The 18,192-nt window shown below is 68.1% G+C and carries 21 protein-coding genes; 11 read left to right on the forward strand and 10 right to left on the reverse strand.

What is annotated here, in order from left to right; translation table 11 throughout:
* Positions 1-103: 103 nt before the first annotated feature.
* From ACK4MH_RS11140 to ACK4MH_RS11160, 5 genes are all read left to right on the forward strand, one after another.
* Positions 104-448, forward strand: a complete 345-nt coding sequence (locus ACK4MH_RS11140) for a PadR family transcriptional regulator (protein ID WP_409718184.1) — start codon at positions 104-106, stop codon at positions 446-448.
* On the forward strand, positions 445-1,044 hold the full coding sequence (locus ACK4MH_RS11145) for a DUF1700 domain-containing protein (protein ID WP_409718187.1): 600 nt from the start codon (positions 445-447) through the stop codon (positions 1,042-1,044). The genes ACK4MH_RS11140 and ACK4MH_RS11145 overlap by 4 nt, the downstream gene beginning before the upstream one ends.
* Positions 1,041-1,823, forward strand: a complete 783-nt coding sequence (locus ACK4MH_RS11150) for a GIN domain-containing protein (RefSeq protein WP_409718190.1) — start codon at positions 1,041-1,043, stop codon at positions 1,821-1,823. Before ACK4MH_RS11145 ends, ACK4MH_RS11150 begins: the two co-directional genes overlap by 4 nt.
* A 253-nt stretch (positions 1,824-2,076) precedes the next feature.
* A complete protein-coding gene (locus tag ACK4MH_RS11155; protein WP_409718193.1) occupies positions 2,077-3,087 on the forward strand; it encodes a UbiA family prenyltransferase in 1,011 nt (336 codons plus the stop codon).
* A gap of 39 nt (positions 3,088-3,126) precedes the next feature.
* Positions 3,127-3,954, forward strand: a complete 828-nt coding sequence (locus ACK4MH_RS11160) for a DUF3298 domain-containing protein (protein ID WP_409718196.1) — start codon at positions 3,127-3,129, stop codon at positions 3,952-3,954.
* A gap of 46 nt (positions 3,955-4,000) precedes the next feature.
* On the opposite strand, the gene ACK4MH_RS11165 is transcribed toward ACK4MH_RS11160, so the two are convergent.
* Genes ACK4MH_RS11165 through ACK4MH_RS11175 form a run of 3 tightly spaced genes read right to left on the reverse strand, consistent with a single transcriptional unit; the run spans position 4,001 to position 5,571 of the window.
* Entirely contained in the window at positions 4,001-4,930 is a 930-nt protein-coding gene (locus tag ACK4MH_RS11165) for an alpha/beta fold hydrolase (protein ID WP_409718199.1), read from the reverse strand.
* Between the two features lie 39 nt (positions 4,931-4,969).
* A complete protein-coding gene (locus tag ACK4MH_RS11170) occupies positions 4,970-5,167 on the reverse strand; it encodes a helix-turn-helix transcriptional regulator (RefSeq protein WP_409718202.1) in 198 nt (65 codons plus the stop codon).
* Positions 5,164-5,571 (reverse strand): hypothetical protein, encoded by a 408-nt coding sequence (locus ACK4MH_RS11175; RefSeq protein ID WP_409718204.1) that lies wholly within the window; start codon positions 5,569-5,571, stop codon positions 5,164-5,166. Before ACK4MH_RS11175 ends, ACK4MH_RS11170 begins: the two co-directional genes overlap by 4 nt.
* A gap of 127 nt (positions 5,572-5,698) precedes the next feature.
* Here ACK4MH_RS11175 and ACK4MH_RS11180 point away from each other — a divergent pair, with 127 nt between their 5' ends.
* Positions 5,699-6,349, forward strand: coding sequence for a class I SAM-dependent methyltransferase (locus ACK4MH_RS11180; protein ID WP_409718207.1), 651 nt, complete (start codon positions 5,699-5,701; stop codon positions 6,347-6,349).
* A gap of 11 nt (positions 6,350-6,360) precedes the next feature.
* Here ACK4MH_RS11180 and ACK4MH_RS11185 read toward each other — a convergent pair whose 3' ends face one another.
* The gene (locus ACK4MH_RS11185; protein ID WP_409718211.1) at positions 6,361-6,924 is read right to left on the reverse strand and encodes a type 1 glutamine amidotransferase domain-containing protein; all 564 of its coding nucleotides are present in this window, start codon (positions 6,922-6,924) and stop codon (positions 6,361-6,363) included.
* Positions 6,925-7,030: 106 nt separating this feature from the next.
* On the opposite strand from ACK4MH_RS11185, the gene ACK4MH_RS11190 reads away from it, so the two are divergent.
* From ACK4MH_RS11190 to ACK4MH_RS11205, 4 genes are all read left to right on the forward strand, one after another.
* Positions 7,031-7,432 (forward strand): hypothetical protein, encoded by a 402-nt coding sequence (locus ACK4MH_RS11190; protein ID WP_409718214.1) that lies wholly within the window; start codon positions 7,031-7,033, stop codon positions 7,430-7,432.
* A 90-nt stretch (positions 7,433-7,522) separates the two neighbouring features.
* Positions 7,523-8,374: a neutral zinc metallopeptidase gene (locus tag ACK4MH_RS11195; RefSeq protein WP_409718217.1), complete on the forward strand. Its 852-nt coding sequence runs from the start codon at positions 7,523-7,525 to the stop codon at positions 8,372-8,374.
* Positions 8,375-8,411: 37 nt separating this feature from the next.
* Entirely contained in the window at positions 8,412-10,049 is a 1,638-nt protein-coding gene (pgm, locus tag ACK4MH_RS11200; RefSeq protein WP_409718220.1) for a phosphoglucomutase (alpha-D-glucose-1,6-bisphosphate-dependent), read from the forward strand.
* Positions 10,050-10,053: 4 nt separating this feature from the next.
* On the forward strand, positions 10,054-10,512 hold the full coding sequence (locus tag ACK4MH_RS11205; RefSeq protein ID WP_409718223.1) for a hypothetical protein: 459 nt from the start codon (positions 10,054-10,056) through the stop codon (positions 10,510-10,512).
* A gap of 3 nt (positions 10,513-10,515) precedes the next feature.
* Here ACK4MH_RS11205 and ACK4MH_RS11210 read toward each other — a convergent pair whose 3' ends face one another.
* Complete coding sequence (locus tag ACK4MH_RS11210; RefSeq protein ID WP_409718226.1) at positions 10,516-11,304, reverse strand: TSUP family transporter; 789 nt, start codon at positions 11,302-11,304, stop codon at positions 10,516-10,518.
* 47 nt (positions 11,305-11,351) lie between these two features.
* On the reverse strand, positions 11,352-12,299 hold the full coding sequence (locus ACK4MH_RS11215) for a retropepsin-like aspartic protease (protein WP_409718229.1): 948 nt from the start codon (positions 12,297-12,299) through the stop codon (positions 11,352-11,354).
* 207 nt (positions 12,300-12,506) lie between these two features.
* Between ACK4MH_RS11215 and thrC the strand changes: the two genes are divergently transcribed.
* Positions 12,507-13,898, forward strand: a complete 1,392-nt coding sequence (gene thrC, locus ACK4MH_RS11220; RefSeq protein ID WP_409718232.1) for a threonine synthase — start codon at positions 12,507-12,509, stop codon at positions 13,896-13,898.
* Between the two features lie 3 nt (positions 13,899-13,901).
* Here thrC and ACK4MH_RS11225 read toward each other — a convergent pair whose 3' ends face one another.
* The 4 genes from ACK4MH_RS11225 to ACK4MH_RS11240 all read right to left on the reverse strand — a co-directional run bounded on the left by ACK4MH_RS11225 (position 13,902) and on the right by ACK4MH_RS11240 (position 18,138).
* Positions 13,902-14,522 carry a hypothetical protein gene (locus ACK4MH_RS11225; protein WP_409718235.1) on the reverse strand — a complete coding sequence of 207 codons (621 nt, stop codon included), beginning with the start codon at positions 14,520-14,522 and terminating at the stop codon, positions 13,902-13,904.
* A gap of 95 nt (positions 14,523-14,617) precedes the next feature.
* Positions 14,618-14,932 carry a CsbD family protein gene (locus tag ACK4MH_RS11230; RefSeq protein ID WP_135194776.1) on the reverse strand — a complete coding sequence of 105 codons (315 nt, stop codon included), beginning with the start codon at positions 14,930-14,932 and terminating at the stop codon, positions 14,618-14,620.
* 496 nt (positions 14,933-15,428) lie between these two features.
* The gene (gene thrB / locus ACK4MH_RS11235; protein ID WP_409718238.1) at positions 15,429-16,382 is read right to left on the reverse strand and encodes a homoserine kinase; all 954 of its coding nucleotides are present in this window, start codon (positions 16,380-16,382) and stop codon (positions 15,429-15,431) included.
* Positions 16,383-16,386: 4 nt separating this feature from the next.
* Positions 16,387-18,138: a homoserine dehydrogenase gene (locus tag ACK4MH_RS11240; protein WP_409718241.1), complete on the reverse strand. Its 1,752-nt coding sequence runs from the start codon at positions 18,136-18,138 to the stop codon at positions 16,387-16,389.
* Positions 18,139-18,192 lie beyond the last annotated feature (54 nt).

Here is an 18,192-nt window from a genome sequence, read left to right on the forward strand (position 1 = left end):
CCGCCCTCAACCAGCCTCGATTAAATCGCTGTCATGTTTCGCCAGCTACCTTGCATCAACAGATACCTTGCCGTAGTCAATGGATATCAACGGGAGAGCCGAGGTGCCTGAAACCATCGAGATACAGCTGAAGAAAGGAGTGCTTGGACTGTGCGTCCTGGCGCTTCTGAACCGGGCGGACAGCTACGCCTACGAGATCGCCAGCCGCCTGTCGGACGCGATCGATATGGGGGAAGGAACCATCTATCCCCTGATGCGCCGCATGCAGTCCGACGGACAGGTGGAGACCTATCTGGTCGAATCCTCCGCCGGGCCTTCACGCAAATACTATCGACTGACCGAAGCGGGCCGGGGGGCCCTCGCCGCCCAGACTGCCGAATGGTCCGCCTTCACCAAGGCCGTCGACGCCGTTGTGGCGAACGACGCCGATCAGGGAGCCGCACAATGACGCGCGCCGAGTTCATCGATCGTCTGAAGGAAGGCCTCGTCGGCCTGCCGACCGCGACCGCCAACGACATCATCGCCGACTATCAGACCCATTTCGACGACGGCATCGCCGCCGGCCGAACCGAGGCCGAGGTCGCTGCCGCTCTGGGCGATCCGATCCGCCTGGCCCGCGAGCTGAAGGCCGAGGCCGGCATCCAGCGCTGGCATCAGGAGAAGAACCCCTCCGCCGCCGCCGCCGCCGTCTTCGCGGTCCTGGGTCTGGGGGCGCTCGACATCCTGATCCTGCTGCCCCTGCTGATGGGCGTGGTCGGGACCGTGTTCGGCTTCTTCATCGCCGCCATCGCCCTGTTCATCTGCGGCGGCGTGATCATGGTCGCCGGACCCTTCGCCGGCTTCCCCGGCGGACCGTTCGCGGCGATCCTGATGGGTCTGGGCCTGATGGCCGGCTCCGTCTTCATCGGCGCCCTGCTGGCCATCTTCACCATCTGGCTGGTCAACGGCGTCGTCTGGTTCGCCCGCCTGCACTATCGCCTGCTGAAGCCGGCGCTGGAGTCCTCGCCTACTCAATCCACCCCTGCCTCGGGAGTTTCGGCATGATCCGCACATTGTTCATCATCGCCGGCGCCGCCCTGGTGCTGTGCCTGGTCACCGTCGGCGGCGCCCTCGCCATCGGCGGCCACGATCTCCAGCGCCACGGCTGGGCCTGGACCTTCAAGGACGATAACGGCGAGAGCGTCCGCTTCGAGCGGGTCAAGGGCGGCGGGACCGACGACCTCGGCCCCCTCACCACCCGCACCCTCCCCTGGACCGGCGGCGAGAGTCTGACCGTCGATTCCAGCATCGACGTCGAATACATCCAGGGCGAAGCGAACACCGTCGTCATCACCGGGCCCAAGGGTCTGACCGACCGGGTCCGCCTGGTCGACGGCCGGCTGGACTTGGGCGACGGCGACGAGCGGGTCGTGTTCGGCTGGAGCAGCGGCAACTTCACCGCCCGCTCCGAGCGCGACGAGCTGAAGGTCGTGATCACCGCCCCCAAGGTGAACCGCTTCAACGCCAATGGTTCGGGCGATCTGCTGATCAACGCCTATGACCAGCCGTCGCTGGCGTTGGACATCGCCGGCTCGGCCGAGGTCACGGCCTCGGGTCGCACCGACGATCTGAAGGTGGACATCGCCGGCTCGGGCGACGCCTCCCTGGGCGACCTGACCACCCGCGACGCCTCGGTAGACATCGCCGGCTCCGGCGACGCCCGCATCGCCCCGACGGGCCAGGTCAAGGTCGTCATCGCCGGCTCCGGCGACGTCGCCCTGGCCACCCGCGCCGCCAATGTGAACAGCACCGTCACCGGTTCGGGCGAGGTGTATCAGGACTGAACCGCCGACAGGTCTGACGAAAGGGGGGGCTGGATCCATCCAGCCCCCCCTTTTTCTTCCCTCTCCCATTGGGAGAGGGCTTGAGCGCACGACGGCGATAGCCGTCGTTCTGGCGCGAAAGGGTGAGGGTCGAATGATGCGACCTGGCCCACCGCCCGACCCTCATCCGGCCTTCCGGGCCACCTTCTCCCACCGGGAGAAGGATATTTGCTCCGCCCTTCACCCCCCGCCCCATTCCCGCTAAGCCTGTCGCATGACTTTCGCCCCCCTTCCCGACGCCGGCGCCAACTGGGTCGATCGGCACGCGCCGGAGGGGCTGAAGCCTTGGCTGAAGCTGGGGCGGTTCGACCGGCCCATCGGCATCTGGCTGTTGCTGCTGCCCGGCTGGCAGGGGATCGCCCTGGCGCTGGCCCAGTATCGGCAACCGCCCGGCCTCTATGACCTGTGGCTGTTCGTCGGCTTCGCCATCGGCGCCTGTCTGATGCGGGCGGCGGGCTGCGCCTTCAACGACATCGTCGATCGCGACTTCGACGCCCAGGTCGCCCGCACCGCCCAGCGCCCCATCCCCTCGGGTTGCATCTCGGTGAAACAGGCCTGGGCCTTCGTGGTGGCGTGCAGCCTGATCAGCCTGACGATCCTGCTGACCTTGCCGACCGTCGCCATCCTGCTGGGCGTCGGCTCGCTGGCCCTGGTCGCCGCCTATCCCTTCATGAAGCGGATCACCTGGTGGCCCCAGGCCTGGCTGGGCCTGACCTTCAACTGGGGCGCCCTGATGGGGTTCGCTTCCGCATATTCGGTTGCGGCCAAGGTGGCGTGGTCACAGACGACGATGGCTATGGCGGGTCTGGATAGCCACGACGTCTATGTGACTTTCGGCCCCATCGACTATCTGCCGTCGGTGTTTCTCTACCTCGGGGGCGTATTCTGGACCCTCGGCTACGACACCATCTACGCCCTGCAAGACATTGAGGACGACGCCATGATCGGCGTCAAATCCTCGGCCCGCCGCCTGGCCTCGGCCGTTCGCCCCGGCGTAGCGGTCTTCTATGTGCTGACCGTCGTCATGGCCGCCCTGACCGGCCTCGCCGCCGGGCTTGGGCCGCTGTTCTGGCTAAGTCTGGTCATCTACGCCGTCCATCTGGCGTGTCAGGTCGTCCGCCTAGACCGCAACGACGGCGCCCTGGCGCTGAAACTGTTCAAGTCCAATCGCGAGGCCGGCTTCGTCCTGCTGGCCGCCATCGCGCTCGGATCCCTGACCTTGTGACCCTGACCCTGTGACCCCCGCCCTATGATGGAGTTTCATATGTCGCGAACCGCCCGTATCCTGCTGTTGTCCGCCGCCGTAGCCGCGACCCTGGCCGCCTGCCAGCGCAAGGAAGACAAGGCCCCAGCCCAGGCCAAGGCGACGCCCGCCGCCGTGGCGCCGGCCGTCTCCAACACCCCGGTCGGCTATGACAGCAAGACCCCCTACGCCACCGTCAAACTGACCCTGCCCCAGGCGGTCAAGACCACCCCCGCCCTGCACGCCGCCCTCTATGCCGACATGGTCCGCGACCTGAAGCAGTTCGAGGAAGGCGCCCAGGCCGATCTCAGCGAGGCCGGCGGCGGCCCCAACCCCTATGAGAAGACCATCGCCTTTGCTCCAGGAGCGGAGACCGCAAGACTGGTCAGCCTGGCCCGCACCGATTTCGAGTTCACCGGCGGCGCCCACCCCAACACCAGCTTCGCCTCGGTGATCTGGGACAAGACGACCAACAAGCGGCTGGGCTTCGCCGACCTGTTCCGGCCGGGCGCCGACCTGTCGGTGCTGGACAAGGCCCTGTGCGCCGCCGCCAACGCCGCCAAACAGGCCCGCTCGCCGGGATCGGAGACCGCCACCCTGGACGGCAAGATGTGGACCTGCCCCAAGGCCGTCTCGACCCCGTTCGTCCTGACGCCGGGCACGACGCCGGGCAAGGCGGGGGGCGTCACCTTCCTGATGGGACCGTATCAGATCGGCCCCTATTCGGACGGCCCCTACTGGATCGCCCTGCCGCAGTCCGCCTTCCGCGCCCTGCTCGCCCCTGCCTACGCCGACCAGTTCGACGGCGCCCCCGCCAAGGCCGGCGACGTGACGCCGAAGAACGGCTGAACCAATCCTCCCCCGTTTCGCTACGCTGCTCGGGGGAGGATCTGCATCACTGCGCCAGAAACGCCTCCACCAGTTCGGCGAACCGCTCCGGCTGATCGGCCATGATGAAGTGCCGCGACCCATCGACCCGGATCAGCGTCACGCCCGGCAGGGCCGAATACTCCCGTCCCCACATGCCGTCGGCCATCGCCGGCGGCGGGCCGCCGTTTGCATCGGCGGCGTAGAGCGCCGTCACCGGCGTCGTCATGGCCGCCAGCCCCGGCCGCGCGTCGGTGGTCATCACATCCTTCATGGCCGAGGCCATTGCGCGCCGGTCGGTCGCCATCGACCAGGCCACGATCCGCGCCTGTTCCGACGGCGTCCGCGACAAGGCGCGCGCCGTCGCCTCCTGCTGCGTGCGGAAGCTCGCCGCGTCCGCCCCCAGGATCATGCCCGCCGCCTGGTCCGCGAACGGTCGTGCGCTTTCGGCGGTCGCGGTCGGCCCGAACATGGCGCTGTAGAAGGGCAGTGAATCCACCGTCATCACCCGCCCGACCAGACCCGGCTGCTGCTGCGCCAGCAACAGGCCGCTCAACCCGCCCATCGAATGGCCGATCACCGCCGGTCGATCCAACCCGGCCTCGCGGATATAGCGCGCCAGTTCCTCGACCTCGGGCTGGACGAAGGCCCCGTCGCCATGGGTCCAGGGCTCGCCGGCGAACCCGGTCAGCTGCACCAGATGCACCCGGTGCGTCGCCTTCAGCCGATCCGCCGTCACCCGCCACACCTCGCGCGAGGACGCCAGACCAGGGATCAGGATCACGTCAGGCCCCGCCCCGACCACCTCGACCGACAGCCGGTCCGAGACGAAGGGCGCCGAGACCTCCGACTGGGCGAGTGCGGCAGTCACGCCCACCACCAGCGAAGGCGCGCAGACCGCCATACCGAACAGGGCGGCGCGCAAGCGGGGGCGCGCCTTGAAGAAGGCGTTGAACATCGAAAGTCTCCCTTGGTTTTTAGGTGTGGTCCGCCGCCTTCAGGCGTGCGGGTTCTCGAAGATCTCTTCCACCGGCCGCTCGAACACGGCGGCGATGCGGTAGGCCAGGTCCAGCGACGGATCGTGCCGCTCGGTCTCCAGGGCGATCACCGCCTGGCGCGACACGCCCAGCGCCTGGCCCATCTGTTCCTGCGTCCAGCCGCGCTCGACCCGCAGAAGCTTCAGACGGTTCTTCATCGGCTGGTCTTTATGAAGGGCGACACGACCCCGTACATCGCCCAGAACAGCGGAACGATCAGCCAGGTCTGAATATGCGGAGCCCCGGCGAAACTCTCGCCAAAGCCCCAGAACGTCGCCACGGCCATCGCCAGGCCCGCAGCCACGATGAACTGTTTGGCGGTCACGCCGCGCACGAACTCATCGCTCTCGCGCATCAGCGCCAGGGTCGCCCAGATCTGACCGATCACCGGCGCCGACAGCACCGCCGCCAGCCCCCAGGCCGCCGGCGTGCCCACGACCTGATCGAACGCGTCCGTCGTCATCATCGATATGCAGATCGCGACATAGGGCACGGAAAACGCCATCGTGCGGATGATGTAGCGTCGGTGCGCGGGCGTTCCGTCTTTCCAGGCAGCAAACATCTTGGCTCTCCTTGTGTAAGGACAACCTGACACCAACCCAATGTCATGTCAACCTGACTTTTTGTCAGGCCTGCCCCACATTCCGCATTAGCTTTTCCGCCATCCTTCGGACCCGTAGGATGCGGTCATGACCGTCCTCGATCCCGCCGCCTTCATCCGCGCCAATACGCGGCTCCAGCCCGTGCCGCATGCGCCGGAGATTTCGTTGTGGCTGGCCGATGAGATCACCCCGATCTGGCGGCTGACGGAGGAGGAGCTGGACGAGATGGGCGTGCCGCCGCCCTTCTGGGCCTTCGCCTGGGCGGGTGGACAGGCGCTCAGCCGCTATATCCTGGATCACCCGCATGAAGTCGCCGGAAAGCGGGTGCTGGATTTCGCCGCCGGCTCGGGCCTGGTCGGCGTGGCGGCGATGCAGGCCGGCGCGGCCTCGGTCCTGTGCGCCGACATCGATCCCTTCTGCCGGGCGGCGGTGGACGCCAATGCAAGGGCCAACGGCGTCACGCTGGACTTCACCCAGACCAACCTGCTGGACGCCGCCCCGCCGGATGTGGAGGTCATCTGCGCCGGCGACATCTGCTACGAACGCCCCATGACCGACGCGGTCCTGGCCTGGCTGGCCCAGGCCCGCGCCAGGGGAACGCGCGTCCTGATCGGCGATCCGGGACGCACCTATTTCCCGCGCACGGGCCTGGATTTTTTGGCCGAATACCGCGTCCCGACCTCGCGCGAGCTGGAAGACCAGGAGATCAAGCGGTCCTCCGTCTGGGCCATGCCTTAGGCTGCCCCCGCTTATGCAGACTGGCCGTCGTGCCGCCCTTCGCCGAATTCCTCGATCATCTTGGCGTTGAAGGCCGGGATGTCGTCAGGTTTGCGGCTGGTGACCAGGCCCTGATCCACCACCACCTCTTCGTCCACTACGATCGCGCCTGCGTTCTTCAGGTCGGTGCGGATGCTTTCAAACGATGTCATCGTTCGCCCCTCGACCACCCCCGCCTCGATCAGCAGCCAGGGCGCGTGACAGATGGCGGCGACCGGCTTGCCCGCATCGAAGAAGGCCCGCACGAACTTCACCGTATCCGCATCGGCCCGCAGCAGGTCCGGGTTCGCCACCCCGCCCGGCAGCAGCAGGGCGGAGTACGACGCCGCATCCACCGCCGCCACCGCCTTGTCCGCCGTCACCATGTCGCCGGGAGTCAGATGATCGAAGCCCTGGAAGTCGCCGGCCTGCAACGACACGATCTCGACCACGGCGCCTGCATCCTTCAGCGCCTTCATCGGTTCATTCAGTTCGATCAGTTCGACGCCGTCGGTCGCCAGGATGGCGACGGTCTTGCCGGAAAGGGATTGGGCCATGGGAAGATCTCCGTTCGAGAAAGGGGTTCGGCGCGATGAACCCACAAAAACTCAAAGGGTTGCGGCTCCGCTTGGCGCGACCGGCCGGCGCTCCCACATCCCTTCCATGCGACGCATCCTGACCCTGACGGCCCTGCTGGCGGCGACCGCGACGCCCGTCCTGGCCCAGACCTACTCCCAGCCCCACCCCCAATCGGGCCGGCCCTACGGCGCCTATCCCGGCGGCGTCCCTGCGGCCATTGCCGACCAGCATCGCTACGAGAACGACCGCCTGCGCGCCCAATCCCAGTCCAACGCCGACCAGGCCCGCCAGCAGCAGATGGAGACCCAGCTTCGCCTGCGCGGCATTGAGGCTGCGCGCGAGCCGACGGCTTCCTACGCCCTGCCGCCCCGCCCGCTCTACAGCCCCGAGCAGGAGCGGGCCTTGCGCCAGTCCGCCGCCGAACGCCGCCAGCAGACCGCCCAGGGCATGAGCCAGATCGACGACTGGCTGGCCCGTCCTCAGTAAAGGCGCAATGAAGCGCGCCACCTGACGCATCCCTTCCCTCGCCCCTGCGTTCCGGCCTAGCTTATCGAGCATCGGGCGGAGAGAGACGACATGCGTTGGCAGGGTGGACGGACAGGCGGCGGCGTCGAGGATCGGCGTGGAATGGGCGGCGGCGCCATCGCGGGCGGCGGCCTGGGCGTCGGGGTTCTGGCCATCATCGGCTACCTTGTCTTCGGCATCGATCCCTCCACCACGACCCAGCTGGCCAGCCAGTTCGGCGGCGTCGGCGCGGAGCAGCAACAGGGCGAGGTCGGCACGCCGAAAGACCAAGCTGGACGCTTCGTCGATGTCGTCGGCAGCAATATCGATGATGTCTGGACGCAAAAGCTGAACGGCTATCAGCGTCCCAATGTCGTCATTTACGAACAGGGCACATCGACCGGCTGCGGCTATGGCCAATCCGCCATGGGCCCCTTCTATTGCCCGAGCGACAAGACCGTCTATCTAGACCTCGGCTTCTGGCAGGAGATGGAGACGCAACTGGGGGCCTCGGGCGCCGACTTCGCCCGCGCCTATGTCATCGCCCACGAGTTCGGCCACCACGTCCAGACCCTGACGGGCACCTCGGCTCAGGTCCGCGAGGCCCAGCAACGCGCCCAGGGCGAGGCCGAGGCCAATCAGTATTCCGTGGCGCTGGAGCTTCAGGCCGACTGCTACGCCGGCGTCTGGGCCAAGAACGCCGCGGCCGTCTCGAACGGTCAGGTCGCGCTGGAGCCCGGCGACATCGAGGAGGGCATGAAGACCGCCCAGGCCATCGGCGACGACGCCCTGCAACGTCGCGGCGGCGGACGGGTCTCGCCCGAAAGCTTCACCCACGGCTCCTCGGCCCAGCGGGTCGAATGGCTACAACGCGGCTATCAGTCGGGCGACCCTGCGTCGTGCGACACCTTCTCCGGCGCCTGATCGCTCCGCTTTTTCGACAACGATTGATTAACTGACGATGCATGATCGCGCCGGCCAGACGGCTCGCCCCGAAGACCTCATCGACCTCGACGCCCTGCTCGGCGCCTATGAGGCCGTGCGGCCGGACATGACCGACCCGATGCAGCGCGTGGTGTTCGGCACCTCGGGCCACCGGGGCTCCAGCCTGGACGGCGCCTTCAACGAGGCTCACATCCTGGCGATCGCCCAGGCCGTCGCCGAATACCGCGCGGCCCAGGGCGTCAACGGCCCGCTGTTCCTTGGTCGCGATACCCATGGCCTGTCCGAGCCCGCCTTCCGCACCACGCTGGAAGTCCTGATCGCCAATGGGGTCGAGGTGCTGATCGACGCCCGCGACGGCTTCACCCCCACGCCTGCCGTGTCGCACGCCATCCTGACCCACAACCGCACGAACAGCCGCCAGGCCGACGGCGTCCTGATCACCCCGTCGCACAATCCGCCCCGCGACGGCGGCATCAAATACAATCCTCCCTCGGGCGGCCCGGCCGGAGGCGAGGCCACTTCCGCCATCGCCGCCCGCGCAAACCAGTTGATCGAGGACGGCCTGACCGAGGTCCGTCGCGTCCCCTTCGCCCAGGCCCATGCGGCGGCCGGCCGGTTCGACTACCTGTCCGCCTATATCGACGACCTGCCCAGCGTTCTGGATCTGGACGCCATCCGCAACGCCGGCGTCCGCATCGGCGCCGATCCGCTGGGCGGCGCGGCCGTCGCCTATTGGGGCGAGGTCGCCGAGCGTCATAAGCTGAACCTGACCGTCGTCAACGACGCCGTCGATCCGCGCTGGGCCTTCATGCCGCTGGACGCCGACGGCAAGATCCGCATGGACTGTTCGTCCCCCTGCGCCATGGCCAATCTGATCGGCATGATGAAGGGCGGCTCGGCCTACGACGTCGCCTTCGGCAACGACGCCGACGCCGATCGCCACGGCATCGTCACCCCCGACGCCGGGCTGATGAACCCCAATCATTTCCTGGCCGCCGCCATCGCCTATCTGTTCGCCCATCGGCCCGCCTGGGGCGCGGACGTGGCTGTGGGCAAGACCCTGGTCTCGTCATCGATGATCGACCGGGTCGTCGCCGGCATGGGCCGCCGCCTGCTGGAAGTCCCCGTCGGCTTCAAGCATTTCGTGCCCGGCCTGCTGGACGGAACCGTCGGCTTCGGCGGCGAGGAATCGGCCGGCGCCTCATTCCTGCGCCACGACGGCACGGTCTGGACCACCGACAAGGACGGTCTCCTCCTGTGCCTGCTGGCCGCCGAGATTCAGGCCCGCACGGGCCAGAGCGCCAGCCAGCTCTACGCCGGATTGACCGACCAATACGGCGCGCCCGTCTACGCCCGCGTCGACGCTCCGGCGAACCGCACGCAAAAGGCCCGCCTCGCCGCCCTCAGCCCCTCGGACATCACCGCCACCACCCTGGCCGGGCAACCGATCACCGACATCCTGACCAAGGCCCCCGGCAACGGCGAAGCCATCGGCGGCCTCAAGGTCGTCACCGCCGACGCCTGGTTCGCCGCCCGCCCCTCGGGCACCGAGGACGTCTACAAGATCTACGCCGAATCCTTCCTCGGCCCCGACCATCTGGCGACCGTCCAGGCCGAGGCCAAGGCCGTGGTGGCGACGGCGCTGGCGGGCTGACGTCTTGACCGGCCGCCGCTTCGAGATTTTCGCGGACTATTTCCAGTTCTACGTCTGCGACGAAACCTATGTCACCGACACCGCCGCCCTGTGGAGCCCGGCCAGCGACCCCATGCTGGCCGTCGGCCCCGACCTGATCGCCATCGGCACGGTTCGCAACATGCTGGTGCCGGTCGAACTTGAAATCCTGCCCGCCGAGCCGACGCCCGACCCGGACGCCTGGGATCAGGTCCGCGACTGCGGCCTCAGCCTGTCCAGCGGCACGCTGATCGTGTTCGGCTGCACCGACGATCCCGATCAGGCCGAACGCATCGACTTGCCCGCCGGCGACTATGCCGCCCGCGTTTCGCACGGCGGACTGGATACGCTCTCCGAAGACGGCCTGGACGGCGACGACCGCTATCGCATTCAGCTCTGGCCCGGCGCAGTGCGTCCGGTGACAGTGATCAAAGGCCCCGCCTAGGCTTCAGACCAGGCCCTCGACCCACGCCCTCAGCGGGTTGGCGGGATCGGACAGCAGCTTGATCACCATGCCGATGCAGATCACCACCAGCAGCGGCCGGATCAGCTTGGGTCCGAACCGCATGGCCGCGTGCGATCCCAGCCAGCCGCCCAGCACCTGACCCACCGCCATGATCAGGCCGATGGCCCACAGCACATGGCCGCCGATGGCGAACACCGCCACGGACACCAGATTGCTGGAGAAGTTCAGCGCCTTGGTATGGGCCGTGGCGCGGGTCAGCCCCATTCCCATCAGGGTCACCAGAGCCAGGGCGAAGAACGACCCCGCGCCGGGACCGAAGAAGCCGTCATAGAAGCCGATCCCGCCCGCCACGGCCCCGAAGGCGAAGGGCGTCAGTCGCGCATGGACATCCTCGTCGCTCGCCTTGGGTCCGACCAGAAAATAGACCGCGATCCCTGCCAGCAGCAGCGGCAGCAGCACCATCAGCCAGGTCGCATCGACGAAACTGACCACCACGGCCCCCAGGGCGGCGCCGATAACCGTGGCGATCAGCGGCCATTTCAGCAGGGCGAAGTCGATCCGCCCCTTGCGCCAGAAGGTCCAGGTCGCCGCAGCCGTACCGAAACTGCCCTGGATCTTGTTGGTGGCGATGGCCGCGACCGGATTGACCCCGACCGCCAGCAGCACGGGCACGGTGATCAGGCCGCCGCCCCCGGCGATGGCGTCCACGAACCCCGCCGCCACGGCTGCGGCGAACAACAGGGCGATGATTTCCGGGGCGAACTCGATCATGGCGCGGACCTAGGCCGTTGTTCGCCGCCGATCCAGCCCCGATGTCTTCAGCCCCCGACCGTGATCTCCATCGGCCGTTCGACGAACAGGCCCGGCCCGCCCAGGTCCAGCGCCAGACGCCGGTTCTCGAACGCCGCCATCCCAACCAGCGCCTTGGGGAAGCCCGGCACGGCGACGTCGTCGTATATGGCCACCGCCGCCTGGCGATACAGTTCGTCGCCGATCGTCAGGGTGCGGACGATGACCGTCTCCGCCCTCACGACGCCGCCCAGGACGATGCTTTGGCCCGCCGTCCGTTCGCGCCCATCCAACAGCCCCGCCGCCTGCGCCGTCTCGCGCGTCACGGCCAGCACCGCCGAGGCGCCGGTATCGATCACCGCATTGACCGTCGCCGCCTCGATCGTGATCGCCGCCTGCAACGCCTTGCCCGCCCGGGTCACGGTTATGGGCGCCAGCGACGGCGGCGGCGTCCAGCCTTCGCGCGCCAGGAACCGCATCCGATGCTCGGCCGTGTCGAGCTCCAGCACCAGTTCGCGCAGCACGTCCTGGCCCAGGATCAGCGCCGCCCCAAGCCCCTGTTCGCCGGCCAACGGCCCCAGCCCCAGGATCGCCGCCCGCAATCCGTCCAGTCGCAGGCCGCCCAAGGCGATATTCAACGTCGTCCCGCGCCCGACCTGCGCATCGCCGCCGACGCCGTAGGCCACCATCGGAATATTGAAGACGTTCGTCAGCCCCAGCGTCTCGACCAGCGACCGGTCGATAACCGAATACTGCGCCCCGGAATCGACCAGCGCCCGCACCGGCTTGCCGTTGACCATCACCTCGACCGTCGGCGTCGGCGCGCGCGGCTCGGCATAGGGCAGCCAGCCGGTCGATCCGCCCGCCGCAAAGACGACCGACGGCCCCTTCCACACCACATGGTCGCGCAGCCACCAGGCCCCGCCCACACCGCCGGCGACCAGTCCCAGCCGGATCAGAAGATCGCGTCGTCTCATACGCCAGACATGGACCGTCGCGACGACGGGCGCCAGCGGGGGAATGGTCGCAACGCCCTTTGGGCAAGAACATGCGCTCAACGCCCGTCAGAAGTCGAAGCCCGGCGACCAACGCGCCACAGCCTGCGAAAACCCGACAAAATCATCCCTGATGCAGGCAGAAACCGGATGACGCCGCCGCCCCGTCTGGTTACGACCTCAACTATCATGAGCACCTCCAGCGCCCGCTACGTCTCGACCCGAGGCCCAGTCTCGGACTTGGCGCCCGAAACCGATTTCTCTGACGCCCTGCTGCGCGGCATCGCCCCCGACGGCGGCCTCTATATGCCGACCGCCTGGCCGAGCCTGTCGCCCGAAACCTGGACCGGCGCGGCCGACTACAAGTCCATCGCGCTCCAGGCCATCGCCCCCTTCATCGGCGACGCCCTGCCCGCCGGCGCCCTGGACCGCGCCCTGGACCGCCTGACCGCCGGCTTCGACCATCCGCTTGTCACGCCTCTGGTCGAGCTTGAGCCCGGCCTGTTCGTGCTGGAGCTGTTCCACGGCCCGACCGCGGCCTTCAAGGACCTGGCGATGCAGCTGGTCGCCAGCCTGACGGACGAGGCCCTGGCCGTCTCGGGCGAGCGCCTGACAATCTTGACCGCCACATCCGGCGACACCGGCGCCGCCGCCGTCCGCGCCTTCGCCGGCGCCAAGTCCGTCGATCTGGTCGTGCTCCACCCGCTGGACCGCGTCTCGCCAGTGCAGCGCAAACAGATGACCACCGTCGAGGCCGACAACGTCCTGAACCTGGCCGTGCGCGGCGATTTCGACGATTGCCAGCGTCTGGTGAAGAGCCTGCTCGCGGACGAAAGCCTGCGCGCACGCGGCCGCCTGTCCTCGGTCAATTCGATCAACTGGGCGCGGCTGGCGGGCCAGATACCCTACTATGTCTCCGCCACCGCCCAGCTGGGCGAGGCCGCGACCTTCATCGTTCCGACGGGCAACTTCGGCGACGCCTTCGCCGGCATCGCCGCCACGAAGATGGGCCTGCCGACGGGCGGCTTCGTCGCCGCGGTGAACCAGAACGACGCCCTGGCCCGCGCCATCAACGATGGCCTCTACTCGCGCCGCCCTGCGGTCGAGAGCGGCAGCGTCTCGATGGACGTCCAGGCGCCCTCCAACTTCGAACGTCTGGTGTTCGAGGCGACCGGCCGCGACGCCGAGGCCACGCGCGCCGTGTTCGAGACCTTCGCCCACGACGGCGCCGTCGCCTTCGATCCCGACCTGCTGGCGGCTTTGCGCGCCCAAGTCTCGGCCGTCTCCATCGACGAGACCGAAACCCGCGCCGAGATTGCCCACGCCTATGAGGCCTGGGGCCGCGTCGTCTGCCCGCACACGGCCGTGGCCCTCGCCGCCGCCCGTCGCCAGGACCGCTCCAAAGGCCCCGTCGTCGCCCTGTCCACCGCCCACCCGTCCAAGTTCGGCGCCTTCGTCTCCGACGTCCTGGGCTTCGAACCCGAACCCGCAAACGTCATCGCCGCCCTGGGCGACAAGCCGGAGCGGATGACTGTGGTCGATGCCGATCTGGCCGCAGTGCTGGACCTCTTGAAGCGCTGACGCCTAGCTTTGGCTTGCTACGGCTTGGCTCAATCGCGACAGACCGTAGTTGATCCCGCACTTCACGTCGTACTGACGTGCGATCGATAGGATGGGACGCCAGTTCCAGTTCTTGAACTCGTCCTTGTCGGCACGAGAAAGCAGGTCCTTCGCAGCCAGCTCGCGGCCCTGCCATATCGCGGTGTGAATCAGGGTGAAGTCTCGACCACCCAAGACGCTGTCCTCCAGGGATCGCCGCGAAGATTGGGCGAAGGTCGATCCCGCAGAAAACCAGTTGGCGGAAGCGTTCGGCGAGGCGACGCCGCCGATGGCGCCCAGCGCCAGACCCACGATGTCGAGGCTGCCTCTAGTGGCGTTTCGATCAACCGATACGGCGGTCAGATAGCGGTCGCATCGAAGGTCGGATTCGGCGACCAAGGCATAGACCAGTTGCCGCCCCCGGGTCGCAGCATCCCATTTCGCCCATTCCGCATCCATCAGGATTTCGGCGGGGCCAGACGTCGATGACGTCACCACGTCGGATCCGAGAGGATGTCCAGACCCTCCGGCGCCCAGCGGGCTGGTGTTCTTCATATTTAAGGTTGTGCATCCGCCAGCGAAGGACACACACCCCAGCAGCGCCAAACCGGCCAGATATTTTGACAACATGATTTCAGCCTCCCCAGCTAAGGGGAGACTGATTTAGCAATCACAAGTTGTCAAACGTTGTTATCTAAAAATTAACGACGGCCGCCGCGGGTCAGCATGCCCAGCAGCATCAGGCCGACGCCGGCGACCGACAGGGTCGTGACCAGCGGGCGCTTGCGGGCTTCGGCGGCGACGGTGCGGGCCTTGTCGCGATAATCGGCGGGGACCTTGTCGACCAGGCGATCAACCGAATCCATCGCCTTGCCGAAGGTTTCCAACGAGCGGCCCTTGGCGTCGTTATAGGCGCCTTCGACCTGCATCTTCTGGTCGCCGACCAGATTGCCGAAAGCCTTTTGCGCCTTGCCTTGAGCTTGCGAGGCGGCGCCGTTGATTTGTTCGTCGGTCATGGTGTCATCCTTGGGGAGAGAGCGGCGATCTCGCCGTTGCTGCATCAAAAGCCCGGTGACGCTTTCGGTTCCAGCGACGCACAGACGCAGGGCGCTGCAAATTCTCCCTCCCCGCTCCAGGGAGGGTGGTCGCGCAGCGACCGGGTGGGGGCGGCCCGGCAGGGACGCAGATGCTGGATCGGGATCAGATCGGTGGGCGGTTACTTTGCCGCCCCCACCCGACCTCGCCTGCGGCTCGGCCACCCTCCCCGAACGGGGAGGGAAAGGGACGTGCATCCCTCCTATTTCTGGAAGCGAGGCGTCGTGATTTCAATCACCTACCGGCCGACAGCGGCAATCGACCATCCCGCCCCGAAACCGTGAGACACTGTCCCTCCGGTCTTTGACATCGCCGCGCCCAATTGCACCTTCCTACACTTTGCACGCGTTTTCCGGGTGCAATGCAATTTCCAGATTGAGACGAAGTGCACACATTGCACTGTGTTTTTCGCCTGTCTCAGGCCGGCTCCACCGCCCGCCAGTGGTCCATGCGACGCAGGAAGACCGCCGGATCCTTGGGCGTCACCAGATTGGTCGGGTCGTGGAAGATCCGGTCGTGCAGCCGTGTCACCGTGAACCGCAGCGCCGCCGCCTCGCCCAGGCGCGGCAGGGCCGCCTGCTCGGCCGCACTCAACGGCCGCACCGCCTCATAACCGCGCTGGAACGCCGCCAACGCTTCCGGCATCGCCCGCCCCTGGGCGTCGAACCCCCAGGCGGACAAGGCGATGGCGAGGTCGTAGGCGAAGGCGCCGGTGCAGCCGAAATAGAAGTCGATGACCGCCGACACAGCCCCGTTTTCGAACAGGATGTTGTCGGGGAAATAGTCGGCATGGATCGCCCCGCCCGGCAGATCGTCCGCAAACGGATCACCCAGCCTTGCCAGCGCCGCCTCGACCCGGTCCAGCAGCCCCCGATCCTCGACTGACGCCCTCGCCGCGCCCCCCGCACAACGATCCGCCAGCCTGCGCCACATCGCCGGTCCGACCGGGTTGTCGCGCCCCAGTTCGAAGTCGGCCGCCAACAGATGCAGCCGCGCCAACACCGCACCCGCCGCCGCCTGATCGGCCGCAGACGGCGAGCGCAACCAGGCGCCGGTCTTCCATTCGATCACCGCCGCCGCCCGGCCGTTCAGCCGCCCCAGCCAACCGCCCGCCCGGTTCTCGATCGGCGTGGGACAGGCGAAGCCGCGCGACGCCAGATGCGCCGTCAGCCCCAGGCAGAAGGGCAGCGACGCCTCGTCCGTCCGCCCCTCGAACAGGGTCAGGACGAACCGGCCTCGCGTGGTGTCCAGCCGATAGTTGGTGTTCTCCACCCCCTCGGCGATGGCCGTCAGTTCGACCACTTCGCCGATGTCGTATGCGGACAGGAACCCACTGGCCTGGGCCAGGGAAACGGGGGTGAAGACGGCCATGGGTCTAGTTTAGGCCGGCATCGGCGCGGCGCGCACGCACGATCTCGGCGAGATCCGCCATGATGCTCTCGGTGGTGGCCCAGCGCCCGGCGCCCCGGCCCCGGCAGCGCCACACCCGGCCGTCGGCGCCGTAGACCTTCAACGCATTGCCTTCGCCGCGCAGGTTGGAGAACAGCGGATCGCCGTGGTCGGCGTTCAGCGACACCGACGGGCTGATGACCCCGTCCTTCAAGTGGGCGGCGCCGATCTGGCGCACACCGCCCTCGGCCGGGGTGGCCTCGGTCAGGTGGTCGCGCGGCACCTCGCCGTCGGGCGAGCGTCCGAAGGCCTCGTGGCACAGCAGCCGCACCTTGGCGGCCGCATCCAGGCCTTCCAAGTCCGACGAGGGGTCCTCTTCCGCAAAGCCCGCCGCCCGCGCATCGGCCAGGGCCTCGTTGAAGGCCGCGCCGTCGCCCAGCCGCTCCAGCATGAAGTTGACCGTGCCGTTCAGCACCGCCTCGAACCCGACCACCTCGCCGGCGGCGCGGGCGGCGCGCACCGTCTCGATCATCGGCGATCCGCCCCCGACCGAGGCCGACCAGAAGATGCGCCGGCCGTGCGCCTGGGCCAAGGACTGCAGCCCGCCGGGATCGCGGGCGACCGCCTGTTTGTTGGCGCTGGCCACGTCGCAGCCGGCCTCAAGCGCGGCGCGGATCACCGCATGACCCGCCTCGCCTTCCGACAGGGCCTCCAGCACGATGTCGGGCTTCTTCGCCCACAGATCCGCAGGGTTTGCAGTGAACAGCGAGGCCGGACAAGCCACGTCGCGCGCCTTCTTGGGATCTCTCACCAGCACCCCGACCACGTCAAAGCGCGGATCGGCCAGCAGCCGCCCCAGCACCCCGCCGCCGACCACGCCGCAGCCCGCGACCGCCACCTTCAGCGGCGGCAGGGCGGGCGCCGGGCCCGGAGGCGCCGACTTGTCGCCGATGACCGTGCCGTCGGCCCGGTCCAGCGCCGCCACCTCGATCTCGACCCCCCGGCTTTCGCCCAGGTCGATGGCGTCATGCTGAACAAGCGCCCCGCCCAGCTTGCGCGCCACGTCCCAGGACGCGCGACGATAACGCAGGGCCGGGGCGGTATTGTCGTTGGGATCGTGGTCGTACAGGCCGTCCACATCCTTGACCAACCGCACCCGCTTCAGCCCCAGCTCGGCCGCCAGGAAGACCGCCGTCAAGTCCGATCCGCCGCGTCCCAAGAGGGCCACCTTGCCGTCGGGCCGCACGGCGCCGAAGCCGGGCACCACCACCACCTCATGCCGGTCCAGCGCCTGTTTCAGATGGTCGGGCCGCAGGCCGCAGGGGCGCGAATGCTCCGGCTCGCCCTCCGCCACAATGCCCAATTCGCGCACCGACAGGGCGCAGGCGTCCAGGCCGATCCGGTCGCAGGCGATGGCCACCAGGGCCGCCGATTTCTCCTCGCCCAGGGCCACGTATCCGGGCAGCAGGTCGTTGGAATGGGCAAGGCCCAGCGCCCGCGCTTCGCCCAGCAGCCGGTCGGTCGCCCCGCCGAAGGCCGAGACCACCGCCACCACCTTCCGCCCCGCCCGCACATGGCCATAGACGGCCGAGGCCACCAGCGGCGCCTCCGCCGGGCTGCGCAGGATGGACGAGCCGAACTTCAGCACCACCACTTCGGGGGCGGCCAAGCCTGGGGAGGACTGACTGCTGGGATCGAGGCTCTCGGATTTCTCTACGACGGCGAGGGTGGCGGACATTGGGGTTCTCGGAAAAGTCGGGATGAGGTGGGGTGAAATAGAAAAACCCCGCCA

This window comes from Brevundimonas sp., assembly GCF_046295075.1.
GTDB lineage: Bacteria > Pseudomonadota > Alphaproteobacteria > Caulobacterales > Caulobacteraceae > Brevundimonas.

Excerpts from the sequence above, each read along its gene's own strand:
- ACK4MH_RS11210 (WP_409718226.1), bottom strand. The coding sequence starts at position 11,304 with ATGATCGAGTTCGCCCCGGAAATCATCGCCCTGTTGTTCGCCGCAGCC.
- ACK4MH_RS11165 (WP_409718199.1), bottom strand. The coding sequence starts at position 4,930 with ATGTTCAACGCCTTCTTCAAGGCGCGCCCCCGCTTGCGCGCCGCCCTG.
- ACK4MH_RS11170 (WP_409718202.1), bottom strand. The coding sequence starts at position 5,167 with ATGAAGAACCGTCTGAAGCTTCTGCGGGTCGAGCGCGGCTGGACGCAG.
- ACK4MH_RS11175 (WP_409718204.1), bottom strand. The coding sequence starts at position 5,571 with ATGTTTGCTGCCTGGAAAGACGGAACGCCCGCGCACCGACGCTACATC.
- thrB (WP_409718238.1), bottom strand. The coding sequence starts at position 16,382 with ATGGCCGTCTTCACCCCCGTTTCCCTGGCCCAGGCCAGTGGGTTCCTG.
- pgm (WP_409718220.1), top strand. The coding sequence starts at position 8,412 with ATGCATGATCGCGCCGGCCAGACGGCTCGCCCCGAAGACCTCATCGAC.
- ACK4MH_RS11145 (WP_409718187.1), top strand. The coding sequence starts at position 445 with ATGACGCGCGCCGAGTTCATCGATCGTCTGAAGGAAGGCCTCGTCGGC.
- ACK4MH_RS11240 (WP_409718241.1), bottom strand. The coding sequence starts at position 18,138 with ATGTCCGCCACCCTCGCCGTCGTAGAGAAATCCGAGAGCCTCGATCCC.
- ACK4MH_RS11155 (WP_409718193.1), top strand. The coding sequence starts at position 2,077 with ATGACTTTCGCCCCCCTTCCCGACGCCGGCGCCAACTGGGTCGATCGG.
- ACK4MH_RS11185 (WP_409718211.1), bottom strand. The coding sequence starts at position 6,924 with ATGGCCCAATCCCTTTCCGGCAAGACCGTCGCCATCCTGGCGACCGAC.
- ACK4MH_RS11180 (WP_409718207.1), top strand. The coding sequence starts at position 5,699 with ATGACCGTCCTCGATCCCGCCGCCTTCATCCGCGCCAATACGCGGCTC.
- ACK4MH_RS11190 (WP_409718214.1), top strand. The coding sequence starts at position 7,031 with ATGCGACGCATCCTGACCCTGACGGCCCTGCTGGCGGCGACCGCGACG.
- ACK4MH_RS11150 (WP_409718190.1), top strand. The coding sequence starts at position 1,041 with ATGATCCGCACATTGTTCATCATCGCCGGCGCCGCCCTGGTGCTGTGC.
- ACK4MH_RS11230 (WP_135194776.1), bottom strand. The coding sequence starts at position 14,932 with ATGACCGACGAACAAATCAACGGCGCCGCCTCGCAAGCTCAAGGCAAG.
- ACK4MH_RS11195 (WP_409718217.1), top strand. The coding sequence starts at position 7,523 with ATGCGTTGGCAGGGTGGACGGACAGGCGGCGGCGTCGAGGATCGGCGT.
- ACK4MH_RS11160 (WP_409718196.1), top strand. The coding sequence starts at position 3,127 with ATGTCGCGAACCGCCCGTATCCTGCTGTTGTCCGCCGCCGTAGCCGCG.
- ACK4MH_RS11215 (WP_409718229.1), bottom strand. The coding sequence starts at position 12,299 with ATGAGACGACGCGATCTTCTGATCCGGCTGGGACTGGTCGCCGGCGGT.
- thrC (WP_409718232.1), top strand. The coding sequence starts at position 12,507 with ATGAGCACCTCCAGCGCCCGCTACGTCTCGACCCGAGGCCCAGTCTCG.